Here is a 16077-nt window from a genome sequence, read left to right on the forward strand (position 1 = left end):
CCGCCAACGCAGCGGCTGCCCAATCCTTTTGTGAAGGCAGACTCGAACTCTTGCGACATCCCCTGGACCGTTCACCAGTTTGTCGGCGAGGTTCGGTAGGGTCTCCGCGTGACTTCGAGCCCAACCGTCAAATCTGTAAATGCCCGTCTTGCTGAGGAACTCGCGGTAGCCGAGACACAGGTGATCGCCGCGGTCCGGCTCCTCGACGAGGGTGCGACCGTGCCGTTCATCGCCCGCTACCGCAAGGAAGTCACCGGCAGCCTCGATGACGGACAGCTACGTGACCTCGAGGAGCGGCTGCGCTATCTTCGCGAGCTCGACGAACGGCGCGACGCGGTACTGGCCTCCATCCAGGAGCAGGGCAAGCTGACCGATGAGCTGAGGGCGGCGCTGCTCACCGCCGATACCAAATCCCGAGTCGAGGACATCTACCTGCCGTACAAACCGAAGCGGCGCACGAAAGCGCAGATTGCCCGCGAAGCGGGACTGGAGCCCCTCGCCGATCGGCTGCTCGCCGACCCCAACGTCAATCCAGAAGTCGCGGCTGTGGAGTTCCTCAACGCCGATATCGCCGACGCCGCGGCGGCCCTCGACGGTGCACGGCACATCCTGGTCGAGCGTGCCGCCGAAGACGCCGAACTGGTCGGGGCGATCCGCACCAAATTCTGGGCCGAGGGCGCTCTGCGGACCACACCCCACTCCGAAGAGTCCGCGAAAAGCCCAGCGGCGCAGAAGTTTCGCGACTATTTCGAGTTCTCCGAACGGCTGGAGGACATGCCGTCGCACCGGGTGCTGGCGGTCATGCGCGGTGAGAAAGAGCAGGCCCTGGCGCTGCGCTTCGACGGCGGCAGCGATGACGCCTACGAGGTGATGGTGGCCCATGCGTTGGGGGTCGACCTGTCGGCCAACGCGGCGGCGACGCCATGGCTGGCCACTACCGTCCGGTTGGCCTGGCGCACCCGGCTGATGATCTCTGGCGCGGTCGACGCGCGGATGCGGCTGCGTCAGCGTGCCGAGGACGACGCGGTCGCGGTGTTCGCCAAGAACCTCAAGGACCTCCTACTGGCAGCTCCGGCGGGTACCCGGACCACGCTCGGGCTTGACCCCGGCTTCCGTACCGGCGTCAAGGTCGCCGTCGTCGATGGCACAGGCAAGGTGCTCGACACGTGTGCGATCTACCCGCATCAGCCACAACGCCAATGGGATACGGCGAAGGCGACACTGGCTGCGTTGGTTGCACGTCACGGCGTCGAACTGATCGCCATCGGGAACGGCACGGCGTCGCGCGAGACTGAAGCACTGGCCACCGAACTCATCGCCGATATCCGTGCTGCCGGTGCGACGGCGCCGCTGAAGGCGATGGTCAGTGAGGCCGGCGCGTCGGTGTACTCGGCTTCTGCCTACGCCGCCCGCGAGCTGCCCAGCCTGGACGTGACGGTGCGCGGTGCGGTGTCGATCGCGCGACGGCTGCAGGATCCGCTCGCGGAACTGGTGAAGATCGAGCCGAAGTCGATCGGTGTCGGTCAGTATCAGCACGACGTCACTCCGGGCACGCTCGCGCGCAGCCTCGACGCCGTGGTGGAGGATGCGGTCAACGCTGTAGGTGTCGACCTGAACACCGCCTCGGTTCCGTTGCTGGCGAAGGTATCCGGCGTGTCCGAGTCGCTGGCCGAAGCCATTGTCGCCCACCGGGAGAAGACCGGACCGTTCCGTAACCGCCGGGCGCTGCTGGACGTCGCGCGGTTGGGCCCCAAGGCTTTCGAGCAGTGCGCGGGTTTCCTGCGGATCCGTGGTGGCGACGACGCCCTCGACGCGTCGGGAGTCCATCCGGAGGCTTACCCCGTGGTCCGGCGAATCCTGGATCGATCGGGGCTTGCCCTGGCCGAGCTCATCGGTAACGAACGGTCATTGCGATCGTTGAAGCCCGCCGACTTCTCCGACGAACGATTCGGTGTACCGACGGTGACCGATATCCTCGCCGAACTTGAGAAGCCGGGACGTGATCCGCGGCCGGCGTTCTCGACGGCGACGTTCGCCGCCGGGGTGGAGAAGGTGGGCGATCTGAAGGTCGGCATGGTGCTCGAAGGCGTCGTCACCAATGTCGCGGCATTCGGCGCCTTCGTCGACGTGGGTGTGCACCAGGACGGTTTGGTGCACGTTTCGGCGATGTCGGACCGATTCGTCTCCGACCCGCACGAGGTGGTGCGGTCCGGTCAGGTGGTGCGGGTTAAGGTCCTCGACGTCGATATCGACCGTCAGCGAATCGGCCTGAGTCTTCGGCTCAGTGATGAGCCAAAGAGCAATCAGGCCAAGGGCTCTGGTCGCGGTGTTGCCCCGGCCGGCCGCGGCGAGCGTCGGCAGCCCACTCGCGGCGGCGACGGCGCACGGCGCGAAAGCAATAATCGTTCCGCTGGCTCGATGGCACAGGCCCTGCGAGACGCCGGCTTCGGCCGGTAGGACTCCCATCTCCCGCTGGGCGTGATTCACCGAAGCTGAACTAGAGGAACGGCTTTCCGTTGTTCGTGCCCGCCTGGAGTCCTGACCCCGCTGCGTGATGTCCCCCGATCGGTGGACCCCCGATTCATCCGCCATTCCAGCCGATCAGTGGACAGTCCGCGACGCTGCTGCACGTCATAGTTGCCTGGTGAGTCGTCAAGCAAGCGGCGACTCCCCCAAACAAATGAGGATGGCAACGGTGAACAGCAGCATGGATTTGTCGGAACGTACGGCAGCGGCGTCCAGTGCGATCGGCATCTGCCCTGCATATTTCCTTCAGCAAGCGAACGGAAGTTTCCGGCCGACGACGTCGGCTTCGGCTTCGTGGAACGACGACGTGCTCAGCGGTCAGGCGATCGCCGGACTCGCGGCGTCAACGCTGGAGCGCAAGTACGGTGCCATCGGATACCTGCCCGCCCGGCTGACCCTCGATCTGCTCAAACCGGCTCGAGCCGTCCCTACCCACACCCAAACCCGGCTGATTCGGCACGGGCACCGGATGCGCACGGCCGAATGCGACATCATCCAAGACGATTGGATCGTGGCGAGGGCAACGCTGTTGCAGTATCGGCAGACCAACGGATCGGTCGATGAACAGTGGGAATCCGCGATGAGCGTCATCGCACCAGATAGCGCGCAGAACCACCCACCCCGCCCGGACAGCCACGGAACCGGCTGGAGCCCCGTGGATTTGCGGCACCACACCACAGGGCGCAAGCGCGCGTACTACGGCGGATTGGATGCGGTGGCCGGCTTGCCTGCCACGCCATTCGTCCGGTCCGCGGTCGTGGCTGAGGCAGCCGCCAACCTGGTAACCGACTTGGGCGCCAGCGGAATCGGCTACATCAACGGCGACCTGACGGTGGCACTGTCTCGGCTGCCGCGCGGTGTGTTCATCGGTGTGCAGGCCGACACCCACTTCTCGGAAAACGGGGTGTCCGTGGGCAGCGCGACGCTGTTCGACGACGACGGTGCGTTCGGCAGCAGCATGGTGACCGCGATGGCCAACCCGTCGGCCCGCATGGACATCAGCGGGCGCGGCTAGAAACTGTCCAGTCGTCGAGGTCGCGTCGGGGGCGACCTCGACGATGGCGTCACTAGAGTGCAGCAATGAGCCTCGTCACCTACCGACTGGACGATCACGTCGCCACGATCACGCTCAATCGCCCCGAGGCGCGCAATGCCATCAACGGCCCGCTTCGGCGGGAGATCAACTCTGCATGGGACCGGTTCCGCGACGAGGAGGCGGCCTGGGTGGGGATCCTGACGGCTACCGGCGACGTCTTCTGCGCCGGCGGGGACCTCAAGGACGGCGAAGGGTCGGTTGGCACCTTTGGCGGCACCTTCTGGGAGAAGCCGACCATCAATAGCTTCGAATCCGGCATGGAGTTGTTCAAACCGACCATTGCCGCCGTGCACGGACCGTGCGTCGGTTACGGCCTGACCGGAGTATTGTTCTGCGACTTCGTGATTGCCTCTACCGAAGCAACTTTCCACTACCCCGAGGTGACGCTCGGCGTTCCCACCATCGTTGGCGCCATCCGACTGCCGCATCGCGTCGGTTGGGCCAACGCCATGGAGCTTCTGCTGACCGGCAAGCCAATCAGCGCCGAGCGTGCCAAGGAGATCGGGTTGGTGTGGAAGCTGGTCGAACCCGAGGGCCTGCAGTCAGAAGCACAGGCGTGGGCCCAGACCCTCACCGAGGCCGCGCCCTTGGCTCAGCGGGCGACCAAAGAGGTGGCCTGGCGCAGCGCCGACATGGGCTGGATCGAGTCAGTGCGCTTCGGTGAGGTGATGCGCAAGGTGGCCGGCGCCACCGAGGACGTCGCCGAAGGACTGCAGGCCTGGCGGGAGAAGCGCAGACCCCAGTGGCGGGGCCGCTGAGCGCCGCCTACCGCGTCGCCTCGGGTACCGGAGAACCCAACCAGCGCTGATAGATCCCGGCGAATGTGCCGTCCCGCAGCGCGCCGGCCAGCCACGAATCGGTTAGGCCGGTGATCGGACTGTCGTTGGGCAGCAGATAAGCCTTGACCTCTGAGGTGAAGGGTTGTTCCGGGTGCAGCGCCACCAATCCCGGGTGCAGCGAGGACTGGTAGATCGCTTCCACCGCATCGGTGACCATCACGTCGGCATTGCCCGCCGCGAGCTGATCGAAGATGGTGGTGTTGTCGGCCCAGATCGTGATCTGGGCGGCCGGAAAGTTCGTCCGGGCGAACCGCTCGTTGGTGCCGCCGCTGTTTTCGATCACCCGCACGCCGGGCTGGTCGATGTCCTCGATCGACGAGTAGCGGCCGGCGTTGGCGGCCGCGACCACCGGGGTCTTTCCACTGGACAGGTACGGCAAGGTGACGTTGGCGAGGCGACGCCGTTCGGGTGTGTCGGTGATCCCGCCCACCGCGATATCGCATATCCCAGGCGAGGTCAGGTCCGCCATCAGCGTCGGCCAGGTGGTGGCCACGAAGACCGGCTGTCGCCCGAGGTGGGCGGCCAGATCGCTGGCCATCTCGATGTCGACGCCGCTGTACTGCCCGGTTGCCTGATCCCGATACGTGAGCGGCGGGTAATCGCCGGTGGTGCAGATCTTCAGTGTGGCCTGGTCGCCACCCGCGGCTGCCGGAGGCGCGACGCAGCCGGCCGCCGCGACGGCTGCTACGAGAGCCAGTGCGCCAAAGCCCAACAGCCACATGCGGTCCGTGCACCCGCGATTCATCACCGCAGTCTAGGCAGTTATCGTGAGTTCGATTTTGCCCACGACAACCACGAGGAGAACATGCCGAGCTGGATCGCCGAGTTGGTCCGACTCGACGGCGGCGGGCAGACCTTCAAGACCTCGGCGACGCCCGGGGTTGGCCCCCGGTTGTTCGGCGGGTTGATCGCCGCGCAGGCGCTGGCGGCGGCGGCCGCGACCGTGGACCCGGAGCGGATACCTCAGTCGCTGCATGCCTACTTCATCAAAGGCGGGCGGATCGGTGTCGACATCGAGTTCAGCGTGGAGATCACCCGCGATGGCCGCTCCTTCAATACCCGCCGGGTCACCGCAGTGCAGGAGGGTGCGGCGATCTTCGAGATGATGGCGTCGTTCCATCGGCCGGAGACCACCGCCGACTGGCAGCGGCCGGACCCGCTCGCGGTGGAATTGTCGGACGCGACAATCCTCACAGAGCTGCCGGTGCGGTGGGCTGATCACTTCGAGCTCCGGATCCCGCCGGGGCGACATGAACACGACGACTGGCCGGTCCAACCGTTCTGGTTTCGGACCCGCGACCCGGTCGAGGACGACCCGGTGCTGCGGGCTTGTGCGCTGACATTCATCTCTGACCTGGGCTTGGTGTCCTCGGCCCGGCCGCCGGGTGACGGCCACGCCGGTCCCGGGGGCGCAGCCAGCCTGGACCATGCGCTGTGGCTGCACCGGCCCACCGACCCACATCACTGGCACCTCTACGACGCCTTTGCGGTAAGTCACAGCGACGCGCGGGGCTTGGCACGCGGGTCAATTCACCGCGGTGACGGTACCCTGATCGCCAGTGTCGCCCAGGAATCGCTCTGGCGAACCTGACGCCCTGTTTTTACGTCCCTATGGCATGGGATCTCGACGGTGGTGGGCGGGCTGAGGCAACAGCTCGGCCAGCCCGAAACAACGGTGTTTAGCCGAGACCCGCTACGGGAACAAACTCGCATTCGGCCGCGTTGACGCGACGTCAAGTGCGGATGGAACGAAAGGCACGGACCATGACGGTTGATTATGACGCCCCCCGCCGGACCCAGGCCGAGCCTGAGGAAGAGTCGCTCGAAGACTTGGCGGGGCGGCGCAAGGACACGGCCACGGCCGTGATCGATGTCGACGAGGCTGACGCCGCGGACTCCTTCGAGCTGCCCGGCGCCGACCTGTCTGACGAAGAGCTCACAGTTCGGGTGATCCCGAAGCAGGCTGACGAGTTCACCTGCACCAGCTGCTTTCTGGTCCACCACCGGAGCCGGCTGGCTGATGCCTCGAGCATGACCTGTACCGACTGCGCCTAACTGCTGCCCGGCCACAACGGTCGGATGGCGTGTGGAGCAAGCCGACTGGTGCCGGTGATGCTTTGTGCCCCAAGAGTTCTGATCAACTCTGCCCACCCGGGAAGGGATGTGCCGCTTGACGCCGCATTGTCGGCAGAATCAACGGCACCCCCCGGGGGGCTTAGGCGATCACGCGGACCAGGTAAGGGGCCATATCCTTGGCGCGTACCGCGGACACCGCCACGACGGTGTCGGTGACCTCGAGCATTTGTTGGTTGCCTAGGAACATCGCGACGCTCTGGGTGCCGTCGGGTCCGTAGAAGATCAGATCACCCGGCAGCGCCTGATCAGCGGTCACGTGCTGGCCTACCTTGTACATATCACCCGAGGAACGCGGCAGCTTGGCGCCGACCCCGGCGTAGATGTACTGGATCAGGCCAGACGAGTCGAACCCGACCACGGCGGCGCTCTCACCCTTGCCCAGGGTGGGCCCGTTGATATCGCCGCCGGCCCAGGCATAGGGCACGCCGCGCTGGGCGAGCCCACGCTGGATCACCAACTGGACGTACTGGTCCCGGCTGACCGGCGCGGCGGTTGCAATCGGGGCCAGCAGGCCGGGAAGACCCAGCAGCATCACCAAGCCGAGTGCGACGGCGTACAGGCGCTTCATCATCATCATTTCCACCTCTCCGGACACCTCTGAGCAAAACCCCATTCTGTTCACAGAGGTCACTTCTGTAACTTCTACAGCAAATGGCTGACAGTCGCTGACCACGTTTCAAGCTTGAACAGGGCTTTTAGCCAAACCGTGATGTAACGGTGTCCGAAGTGGTGTGCATCCTTGCCCGATCGGTTGCGATCAGGCAAGCGCCCCAGCAACCGAACGACGTCGACTCGCGGGCGGTTTAGTGCCGCCGATCGCGTACCCGGTAGGTCGACGGCCACGATTTGCGGGAATCGTCGCCGGTGAGGGCCATGCCCATGCCGCCGACCTTGACGTCGTAGGCCTCTTTACCGGCACCCACTTCGCGGTTGGCGTGCTCCCGGGCGAGGTAGTACAACTCGTCGATCGCGGCCTCGCTGTAGGCGACGAAAGACGTCTCGCGGACCACATCGTCACTTGGGGTCATCTTGTCGGGCAGGATGCGCGACGCCAGCGCTGCCAGTCCCATGAAGGCAAACGGGATGACCCAGTAGCACACGAACGACAACGGGGTCTTGGTATCGAGGATGGTCGCGTCGCCCTGCACGATCGGCGGGATCGCCGACGACACCGTCATACCCGCGAAGGCGGCGATCCAGATCCAGGTCAGCAGCGCGGTGATCCGGGTGAACAGTTCGCTGTTGACGACTTCGTCGGGACGGCCTGCCGCAGCGAACTCCCGCACGAACGGCTTCCCGATGAGCGCTCCTACCAAGGCAATCAGGAAGATTCCCGCGTTGCTCAGGGGCTGCATCCACTGTTCCATGAATGCCTGGCCGGTCACGAACGTCAGGATCGCTAGCACGGAGAACGTTGCGACAGCACCGATTTCGAAGGTCAGCCCGGCCGCTTTCGTGGCCCGGCCAATCACCAGCCCGATCACGGCGATACCGAGAGCGACCAGCACGGCCGTCTCGAACGGGACGTTGCCGACCAGCACCCAATACACGATCCACGGCGCGAAGCCAACGAGAATGCCCACGGTGGCCCAGTGTATGGGCGGGCGTTGGGCAACTGCTCAGCGGTGTCGGCGCTGTCGGCGACGGGTACCCCCAACCGTGAGTTCAACGAGCCAGCGCCAACTGGGTGAATCGAACAGCCCGATCGAGGATGAACTCGAAGAGGCGTTCACCCGCATGGTGGACGAGGGCGCGCAACGCCTGCACCGCGCCTGGCGTGAGGTCTTGGTCACCGGGTTTTTCGGCGGGACCGAAGTCGCGATCGGCGTACTGGCCTATCTGTCGGTGCTGAACGAAACCCACAACCCACTGCTGGCGGGTTTGGCCTTCTCGATCGGCTTCCTGGCGCTGCTGCTCGGCCGCAGTGAGCTGTTCACCGAGGGCTTTCTGGTGCCGGTTGCGACGGTGGTGGCCAAACGCGCCAGCGTCGGTCAGCTGGCGAAATTGTGGAGCGGCACTCTGGTGGCGAATCTGGTCGGCGGTTGGGCGATCATGGCGCTGATCATGACGGGTTTGCCCAAGCTGAAGGCGCAAACGATCGAGTCCGCAGAGCATTTCGTCACCGCACCGCTGTCGGCGCAGAGCCTGGCGCTGGCGGTGCTGGGCGGAATGGTGATCACGTTGATGACGCGAATGCAGCACGGCACCGACTCGATGCCCGGCAAGATCGCCGCCGCTGTGGCGGGCGCGTTCGTGCTTGCCGGTCTGACGTTGTTCCACTCGATCTTGGACTCGCTGTTGATTTTCGGTGCGCTGGCCACCGGCGAGGCGCCGTTCGGCTATCTCGATTGGTTGGGCTGGTTCTGGTACACGCTGGTCGGCAACGCCGCGGGCGGGCTGGTGTTGGTGACGTTGTTGCGGCTGGTGCGGAGCAAGGAGCGAATCAAAGACGAGCGGGAGGACGCAGATCAAGGCACGGGGTGAGCGCCACGGGCCTGCGCTACTCCCCCGCCGGATTCAGGATCAGCATCGCGACATGCAGCGAGGTTCGCGACTCTGCGTCGTCGAGGTCGAGGCCGACGATGCGTTCGAGTGCATCCAACCGGGAATACAGCGTCGGCCGTGACATGTGCAGCGTCCTGGCCAGCTCGGCTTTGTTGCCGCCGGCATTCAGGAAGCGCCGCAACAGGTCGAACGTCTCGTCGCCGTGTTTCGCGCGGTGCGCGAGCAGTCCGGCCAATTCGGTCTCGGCGAACGCCTGCACCCGCGGATCGGTGCGGATCAGCGACAGCAACCCGCGCAGCCGTACATCCGAAGCGCGATGAAATGGCAAGGCGCGCAACGGCATCGACATCGCAACTTCGGCGACGTGACCGGCCTCGCGCAGGCCGCCCACTGCGTCGACCAAGCGACTGGACTCCGGCCCCACTCCGATCGTGCAGTCGCCGACGCCGTCCAGCCGGATGACCGACTGGCGAATCGCCGAGCACACCTCGTCCAGGGTGCTGGTGCGTTGCGGCGCCAACATCAAGTCGATCTGCCCGTCGTCGCGGGTGGCTGCCAGACCGGTGTGGCCGGCGGCGCGCACCGCGTGCATGATTGCGTCCAACGTCCGCACCCGCCGCTGCGCGACCGCGACCTGATCGGCCCCCGCGCTCTCGCGCACTCGTACTGCCATCGGCACATACGTCAGCGCCGGCCGCAGGCCCAGCGCGTGGGCTCGGGCGGTCGCCTCTGCCTCGTCGGTGATCCGGCCGCGCCGTAGATCGTCGACAAGGCCGCTCTGCGCGCGTAGTTCGAGCGAGCTACGGTTCTGTTCGACCATCCGGTGCAGAGCCAGTGCCTGGGCTGCCCGCTCCAACGTCATCACCGCCCGGGTGTCGGCGGCGATCCGCGGGGCGATCAACCGGCCCCACTCCTCCCGATACGGACCGACGGGACACGCCGTCCATGCGTCGCCGACGGTCAGCCGGGAGCGGCGCTCCCAATCCGCCAGCAGGACGGTGGCCGGCGTGCCCCAACCGTCGAACGCCAGCACTTGGCGGTTGAGGTCCTCCAGCACCACCGGGGTGTCCAGCATCTCCGCCGCCGCGGTGACGATCTGATCGACCGAGGCGCGGCGCATGCTCAGCGCGGTGAACGCCTCGTGCACCCGCTGCCCGTAGGCCACTTCGGCGTACTGATCGGCGACGATCCTGCGGTGCACCTCTTCGGTGACGTCGATGAAGCGAACCGGCCGGTGCAGCACGATCACCGGCAGCGACAGCGCGCTACCGATGGCTCGAACCGACTCCGGAAGGGCATCGATGTGCAGCCCGAGTTCGATCACCACGCCGGTGGCGCCGGCGTCGGCCAACCCTGGCAGATAGGCGTCGCGGCGAGCCGGATCGGCCAGCGCCTGGCCGGTGGTCAGGACCAACTCCCCGCCGGTCAGTAGGCCGGACAGGTCGGCAAGGTCGCTGACGTGGACCCAGCGCACAGCTTCATCCATGGGCCCGGTGCACACCACCTCCGGCTCGCCAGCCCGGATCGACGGCAGCTCGAGAATGTCGGAGAGCGTCAGCTGCATTTACATAGTGTATTCATAGCCTGCAAATTACTTACAGTTCGTCGGGGTCGCGTGGTGTGCGCAGCCCGCAGAATCGCAGGTATGACTCTCACCGCGCCCACCACTCGCGTCCGGACCATCGCCCACTGGGCCGACGGGAAGAACTTCGCCGGCAGCAGTGATCGCACCGCCCCCGTGACGAACCCGGCCACCGGGCAGGTCACCGGTCAGGTCGCACTGGCCGACGTCGCCGACGCCCGCGCGGTCATCGACGCCGCGGCAGCGGCGTTCCCGGCGTGGCGCGATACGTCGCTGGCCAAACGCACGACGGTGCTCTTCTCGTTCAGGGAGCTGCTCAACGCCCGCAAAGAGGAGCTCGCCGCGATCATCACCGCCGAACACGGCAAGGTGCTCTCCGACGCGCTCGGCGAAGTCAGCCGTGGCCAGGAAGTCGTCGAATTCGCTTGCGGTATCTCGCATCTGCTCAAGGGCGGGATGACCGAGAACGCCTCCACCAACGTCGACGTCGCCTCGATCCGCCAGCCACTGGGCCCGGTGGCCGTCATCAGCCCGTTCAACTTCCCCGCAATGGTGCCGATGTGGTTCTTCCCCATCGCCATCGCCGCCGGAAACACCGTGGTGCTCAAGCCCTCTGAGAAGGATCCCTCGGCCGCACTGTGGATCGCGAACCTGTGGGCCGAGGCCGGACTCCCGGCCGGCGTCTTCAACGTCCTGCAGGGTGACAAGGTCGCCGTCGATGAGCTGTTGACCAACAAGGCCATCAAGGCCGTCAGCTTCGTCGGTTCCACCCCGATCGCACAGTACGTGTACTCCACCGGCACCATGCACGGCAAACGCGTGCAGGCTCTGGGTGGAGCCAAGAACCACGCGGTGATCCTGCCCGACGCCGACCTGGACCTGGCTGCCGACGCGATGGTCAATGCCGGCTTCGGCTCGGCAGGCGAACGCTGCATGGCGATCTCGGCCGCAGTGGCGGTTGGCCCGATCGCCGACGAGCTGGTCGCCAAAATCGCCCAGCGCACAACGTCATTGAAGATCGGCGACGGCACCCGCAACACCGATATGGGCCCGTTGGTCACCAAGGCGCACCGAGACAAGGTGGCCTCCTACATCGACGCCGGTGAAGCCGACGGTGCCACCATCGTCGTCGACGGCCGCGGAACGGCGGTGGATGGCGAGTCCGACGGATTCTGGCTGGGCCCCACCTTGATCGACAACGTCACCCCCGACATGAGCGTCTACACCGACGAGATCTTCGGCCCGGTGCTGTCGGTGGTCCGGGTGGACACGTATGACAAGGCACTGGAGCTGATCAACTCCAACCCCTACGGCAATGGCACCGCGATCTTCACCAACGACGGCGGCGCCGCCCGGCGCTTCCAGAACGAAGTCGAGGTCGGCATGGTCGGCATCAACGTGCCCATCCCGGTTCCGACCGCCTATTACAGCTTCGGCGGCTGGAAGAGTTCACTGTTTGGTGACACCCACGCGCACGGCACGGAAGGCGTGCACTTCTTCACCCGTGGCAAAGTGGTCACCACGCGGTGGCTCGATCCCTCCCACGGCGGCATCAACCTCGGCTTCCCACAGAACAACTGAGCACAACTGAGCTCGAAAGAGGCGCGCATGACGACAACTGCTCCCCACCTGCTACCCAACGGCCAAGACCTCGACACCGCCCGCGCCGAAGCCGCCCGGGCCTACGAGCTGGACCGCCAGCACGTCTTCCACTCCTGGTCGGCGCAGGCGCAGATCAAGCCGATGACGATCGTCGCCTCGGACGGGTCTTACGTCTGGGACGGCGAGGGCAACAAGCTGCTCGACTTTTCCTCCCAGCTGGTGTTCACCAATATCGGCCACCAGCATCCGAAGGTCGTCGCCGCGATCGCTGAACAGGCGGCCAAGCTGTGCACGATCGCGCCGCAGCACGCCAATGCCGCCCGGTCAGAGGCGGCCCGGCTGATCGCCGAACGCACTCCCGGTGACTTGAACCGGGTGTTCTTCACCAACGGTGGAGCCGACGCCGTAGAGCACGCGGTCCGGATGGCCCGCCTGCACACCGGCCGCTACAAGGTGCTCGCCCGCTACCGCTCCTACCACGGCGGCACCGATACCGCGGTCAACCTCACCGGCGACCCGCGGCGCTACCCGAACGACTACGCCAGCTCCGGCGTCGTGCACTTCAACGGCCCGTTCCTGTACCGCTCGTCGTTTTTTGCCGAGAACGAGCAGCAGGAATCCGAGCGCGCCCTCGACTATCTCGAGCGCCTGATCCAGCACGAGGGGCCGGCGTCGATCGCCGCGATCATCCTGGAATCGGTTCCGGGCACCGCGGGCATCATGGTGCCACCGCCCGGATACATGGCCGGCGTGCGGGAGATTTGTGACCGCCACGGCATCGTGTTCATCGCCGACGAGGTGATGGCCGGCTTCGGTCGGACCGGAAAGTGGTTCGCCATCCAGAACTTTGACGTTGTGCCCGACCTGATGACCTTCGCCAAGGGCGTGACATCGGGGTATGTGCCGCTCGGCGGCGTGGCCATCAACGACGCGATCTATGCGACGTTCGCCGATCGCGCCTACCCGGGTGGACTGACCTACTCGGGGCACCCCCTGGCCTGCGGCGCCGCGGTGGCGACGATCAACGCCATGGAAGACGAGGGCATGGTCGCCAACGCCGCCCGGCTCGGCGAACACGTGCTCGGCCCGGGCCTGCACGAGCTGGCGGCTCGGCACCCGTCGGTGGGCGAGGTCCGCGGACTGGGTGTGTTCTGGGCCATCGAGCTGGTGACCAACCAGCAGACCCGCGAGCCGCTGGCGCCTTATGGCGGCTCCAGCCCCGCGATGAACGAGGTGCTGGCGGCCTGTAAGTCCGGCGGGCTGCTGCCCTTCGCCAACTTCAACCGAATCCACGCGGTGCCGGCCTGCAACATCAGCGACGACGAGGTGGCCCAGGGCCTGGCCATCCTGGACAAGGCGCTCGATGTCGCCGACGGATACGTGACCGGCTGATTAGTACGGGGTTGTGTGCTGCGTCAGGACGAACAGCATCAGCCCCAGACACAGCAGCACGTTGATCGCGATGAGAATCGCGACGACGAGAATGAACCCACGCACGGCATGCCGTTGTGCGCGGCCACGTTTGGACCGGCGCTTCTCGCTGATGAGCTGTGTGGCGGTCAGCGCGAAGCTGACGTCGACCAGCTCGTCGGCGGTGGCCGTCCCACCCATGACGATCTGCTGCAGCCGCTCCGGCGGAATTCCCACCCCGACGCCGGCGAAGCTGCGGCTCATCCGTTTGAGCTGCCGCGGGCTGGTCGTTTCAGCGCGAGGCAGCCGCGGATCGGACCAGTCGGTCATAACCTTCGGACTCTAATCCCGGGTGCGCCAGAACGCGCGCGAAATGCCGGGGCCGAGCGCGCCGTTCACAACCCGGGCTGGTCCTCGATAATGCCGAGCCAGATCTGGGCCACATCCATGGCCACCTTCTCGCTGATGAACGCGTGCTGGGTCCCGGTGTAGATATCGCGGAACCCGCGCTCCAGGCGGCTGCCCTCGCGGATCGAGGTGGTGCCCGCGGCCAGGTGTGCCCACTCGGCGGCCTGCCGAGAGACGTCGGTGGCGTACACGGCGGCCACCCGCATATCGGCGCGCAGTGCCGGGGTGAGGTCGTCCCCGCCGGCCACGACCGCCTCGGCGGTGCCGAACGCATCCAGAACCAGCAGCCGCGCCGCCCGCCACGCCGCGACGTGATGAGCCAGGTCCTTCTGGAAGGTCGGCCGGCTGGCCAGCGAGGCCATGTCGCTCATCCGGAACTTGGTGGCCGCCAGCTCCTCGACATCGTCGAGCATGCTCTTGGCGACCCCGAGCGCCCACGATGCGTGGCCGGCCGCCGTCACCGGCATCAACCCCATCCGGGTGGCCGGCGAGCTGCCCCGGTAGGGCACGCGGGAGAACAGCGGGAAGGTCCGGCTGGCAGGGACGAACACGTCCTCGACGCCGTAGTCATAGGAGCCAGTCCCCTTCAGACCCTGGACGTGCCAACCGTCCTTGAAATCGACGTAGGCACGTGGGATCACGGCCACCAGCATCTCGGGCATACCTTCGGCGGCCCAGCGCATCTCACCGTTGTCCATCGGGAAGAACCCGGCGCAGACGTATTCGGAATGCCCGGTGCCGGATCCGAAGCTCCACGAGCCGGTCACCCGGTAACCGCCGTCGACCGCGGCGCCCTGGCCGTTGGGGAAGAACTGCCCGCCCAGCGTGACGCGGTTGTCGTTGGCGGTGAACACCTCGGCGAAACCCTCGTCGGGCAGGTAAGCCGCGGCGGCGAACGAAGACGGCAGGTTGGCGATCCCGATCCACCCGAAGGACCCGTCCTGCCAGGCCATCTCGATCCAGGTTTCGATCATCTGCGTGAACGACGGCTCCACACCGCCGGCCGCGACCGGATTGAAGGACTGCATCAGCCCACTGGCCCACATCTCGTCGACGACCGCCGGGGCGATGGTGCGTAGCCGCTCGGATTCACCGGCTTGCGCCACCACCAGCTCGCGCATCCCCCTCGCCAATCCGACGAGGTGGTCTCCCGATTGCAGTGTCGACGTCATTGTCAGTTTCCGATCTTGCGGCGGTACGCGGCAGGGAACAACTCCACGCAGTGAACACTTTCGAAAGAATGTATAGCCCCGGCTCGATCGGCGGGGCGGTTACCAGGCAACCTCGCTGGTTGCCAACGTCGTCGCCGTTCGTCCCGGTGCCGACTGGTGCCCCCAATACAGATTCGTGTGGGCGATCACCTGCTCCGGTGGCGGCGCACCCCACCTCGAAAGGTCCTCGGTGGTGTGCGCGTCAGTCACCAGGGTGACGTCATAGCCGCGGGTGAATCCGCCGTGAACCGTCGACCGGACGCACTGGTCGGTCTGGGCCCCGACCACCACGAGATGCCCGACGCCCAGGTTCGCGAGCGTCAGCTCCAAGGTGGTGTCTTCGAACGAGTCGCCGTAGTTCTTGGCCACCACCGGCTCCTCAGGTGCCGGTGCCAGTTCACTCACAATGCGCCACTGTTCGCTTCCCGCAGGCAGATCCGCATCGGCGTGCTGTATCCAGATGACGGGTGTGCGGTTCTGGCGCGCCCGATCGACCAACGCGGCGATGTTCGCCACGACCCGCTCTCTGCCGTGGGCTCGCGCCACGACATCGTTTTGTACGTCGATGACGAGCAGAGCGGTGTTCGGCCGGTTCGGCAACGTGGTCATGACCGCGATCGTAGGACCGGTGCCCGACACACGACATTTGCTCGGCGCGCGGCGTACACGTTGATGCGCGATAGTTCACGGGAGCGACTCGTCGACCTCGCCTTGTCGAAATACGGCGGTGCCAGACTTCGGGTCCTCGTAGGTGATCGAGAA

The 16077-nt window shown here is 66.1% G+C and carries 14 protein-coding genes and 1 pseudogene; 8 read left to right on the top strand and 7 right to left on the bottom strand.

The features are described 5' to 3' along the window. Positions 1–108 precede the first annotated feature (108 nt). From G6N38_RS25665 to G6N38_RS25675, 3 genes are all read left to right on the top strand, one after another. Positions 109–2457: a Tex family protein gene (locus tag G6N38_RS25665; RefSeq protein WP_163750931.1), complete on the top strand. Its 2349-nt coding sequence runs from the start codon at positions 109–111 to the stop codon at positions 2455–2457. Positions 2458–2707: 250 nt separating this feature from the next. Then, entirely contained in the window at positions 2708–3541 is an 834-nt protein-coding gene (locus G6N38_RS25670) for an acyl-CoA thioesterase domain-containing protein (protein WP_246227439.1), read from the top strand. Positions 3542–3606: 65 nt separating this feature from the next. Then, a complete protein-coding gene (locus G6N38_RS25675) occupies positions 3607–4380 on the top strand; it encodes an enoyl-CoA hydratase/isomerase family protein (protein ID WP_163750933.1) in 774 nt (257 codons plus the stop codon). Between the two features lie 7 nt (positions 4381–4387). Here G6N38_RS25675 and G6N38_RS25680 read toward each other — a convergent pair whose 3' ends face one another. Then, positions 4388–5206 (bottom strand): transporter substrate-binding domain-containing protein, encoded by an 819-nt coding sequence (locus tag G6N38_RS25680; RefSeq protein WP_163750936.1) that lies wholly within the window; start codon positions 5204–5206, stop codon positions 4388–4390. A gap of 60 nt (positions 5207–5266) precedes the next feature. Here G6N38_RS25680 and G6N38_RS25685 point away from each other — a divergent pair, with 60 nt between their 5' ends. Both G6N38_RS25685 and G6N38_RS25690 read left to right on the top strand, forming a co-directional pair. Next, entirely contained in the window at positions 5267–6052 is a 786-nt protein-coding gene (locus tag G6N38_RS25685; RefSeq protein ID WP_163750938.1) for an acyl-CoA thioesterase, read from the top strand. 173 nt (positions 6053–6225) lie between these two features. Further along, on the top strand, positions 6226–6516 hold the full coding sequence (locus G6N38_RS25690; protein WP_163750940.1) for a DUF4193 domain-containing protein: 291 nt from the start codon (positions 6226–6228) through the stop codon (positions 6514–6516). A 166-nt stretch (positions 6517–6682) separates the two neighbouring features. Here G6N38_RS25690 and ripD read toward each other — a convergent pair. Further along, positions 6683–7165: pseudogene (ripD, locus tag G6N38_RS25695) on the bottom strand (NlpC/P60 family peptidoglycan-binding protein RipD); the annotation flags it as partial. 235 nt (positions 7166–7400) lie between these two features. After that, positions 7401–8180 carry a DUF3159 domain-containing protein gene (locus tag G6N38_RS25700; RefSeq protein ID WP_163750942.1) on the bottom strand — a complete coding sequence of 260 codons (780 nt, stop codon included), beginning with the start codon at positions 8178–8180 and terminating at the stop codon, positions 7401–7403. 76 nt (positions 8181–8256) lie between these two features. Here G6N38_RS25700 and G6N38_RS25705 point away from each other — a divergent pair, with 76 nt between their 5' ends. Further along, a complete protein-coding gene (locus G6N38_RS25705; protein ID WP_163750944.1) occupies positions 8257–9081 on the top strand; it encodes a formate/nitrite transporter family protein in 825 nt (274 codons plus the stop codon). 16 nt (positions 9082–9097) lie between these two features. On the opposite strand, the gene G6N38_RS25710 is transcribed toward G6N38_RS25705, so the two are convergent. Continuing rightward, positions 9098–10666 carry a PucR family transcriptional regulator gene (locus tag G6N38_RS25710; protein ID WP_163750946.1) on the bottom strand — a complete coding sequence of 523 codons (1569 nt, stop codon included), beginning with the start codon at positions 10664–10666 and terminating at the stop codon, positions 9098–9100. 81 nt (positions 10667–10747) lie between these two features. Between G6N38_RS25710 and G6N38_RS25715 the strand changes: the two genes are divergently transcribed. Together G6N38_RS25715 and G6N38_RS25720 are read left to right on the top strand one after the other, a co-directional pair. After that, positions 10748–12265: a CoA-acylating methylmalonate-semialdehyde dehydrogenase gene (locus G6N38_RS25715; RefSeq protein WP_163750948.1), complete on the top strand. Its 1518-nt coding sequence runs from the start codon at positions 10748–10750 to the stop codon at positions 12263–12265. 27 nt (positions 12266–12292) lie between these two features. Next, complete coding sequence (locus G6N38_RS25720; protein WP_163750950.1) at positions 12293–13678, top strand: aspartate aminotransferase family protein; 1386 nt, start codon at positions 12293–12295, stop codon at positions 13676–13678. Here the strand turns inward: G6N38_RS25720 and G6N38_RS25725 are convergent, their stop codons facing one another. The 3 genes from G6N38_RS25725 to G6N38_RS25735 all read right to left on the bottom strand — a co-directional run bounded on the left by G6N38_RS25725 (position 13679) and on the right by G6N38_RS25735 (position 15924). Then, on the bottom strand, positions 13679–14026 hold the full coding sequence (locus tag G6N38_RS25725) for a hypothetical protein (protein ID WP_163750952.1): 348 nt from the start codon (positions 14024–14026) through the stop codon (positions 13679–13681). Positions 14027–14091: 65 nt separating this feature from the next. Then, complete coding sequence (locus G6N38_RS25730; protein ID WP_163750954.1) at positions 14092–15276, bottom strand: acyl-CoA dehydrogenase family protein; 1185 nt, start codon at positions 15274–15276, stop codon at positions 14092–14094. A 99-nt stretch (positions 15277–15375) separates the two neighbouring features. After that, positions 15376–15924, bottom strand: a complete 549-nt coding sequence (locus G6N38_RS25735) for a cysteine hydrolase family protein (protein ID WP_163750956.1) — start codon at positions 15922–15924, stop codon at positions 15376–15378. Positions 15925–16077 lie beyond the last annotated feature (153 nt).

The organism is Mycolicibacterium helvum (genome assembly GCF_010731895.1).
GTDB lineage: Bacteria > Actinomycetota > Actinomycetes > Mycobacteriales > Mycobacteriaceae > Mycobacterium > Mycobacterium helvum.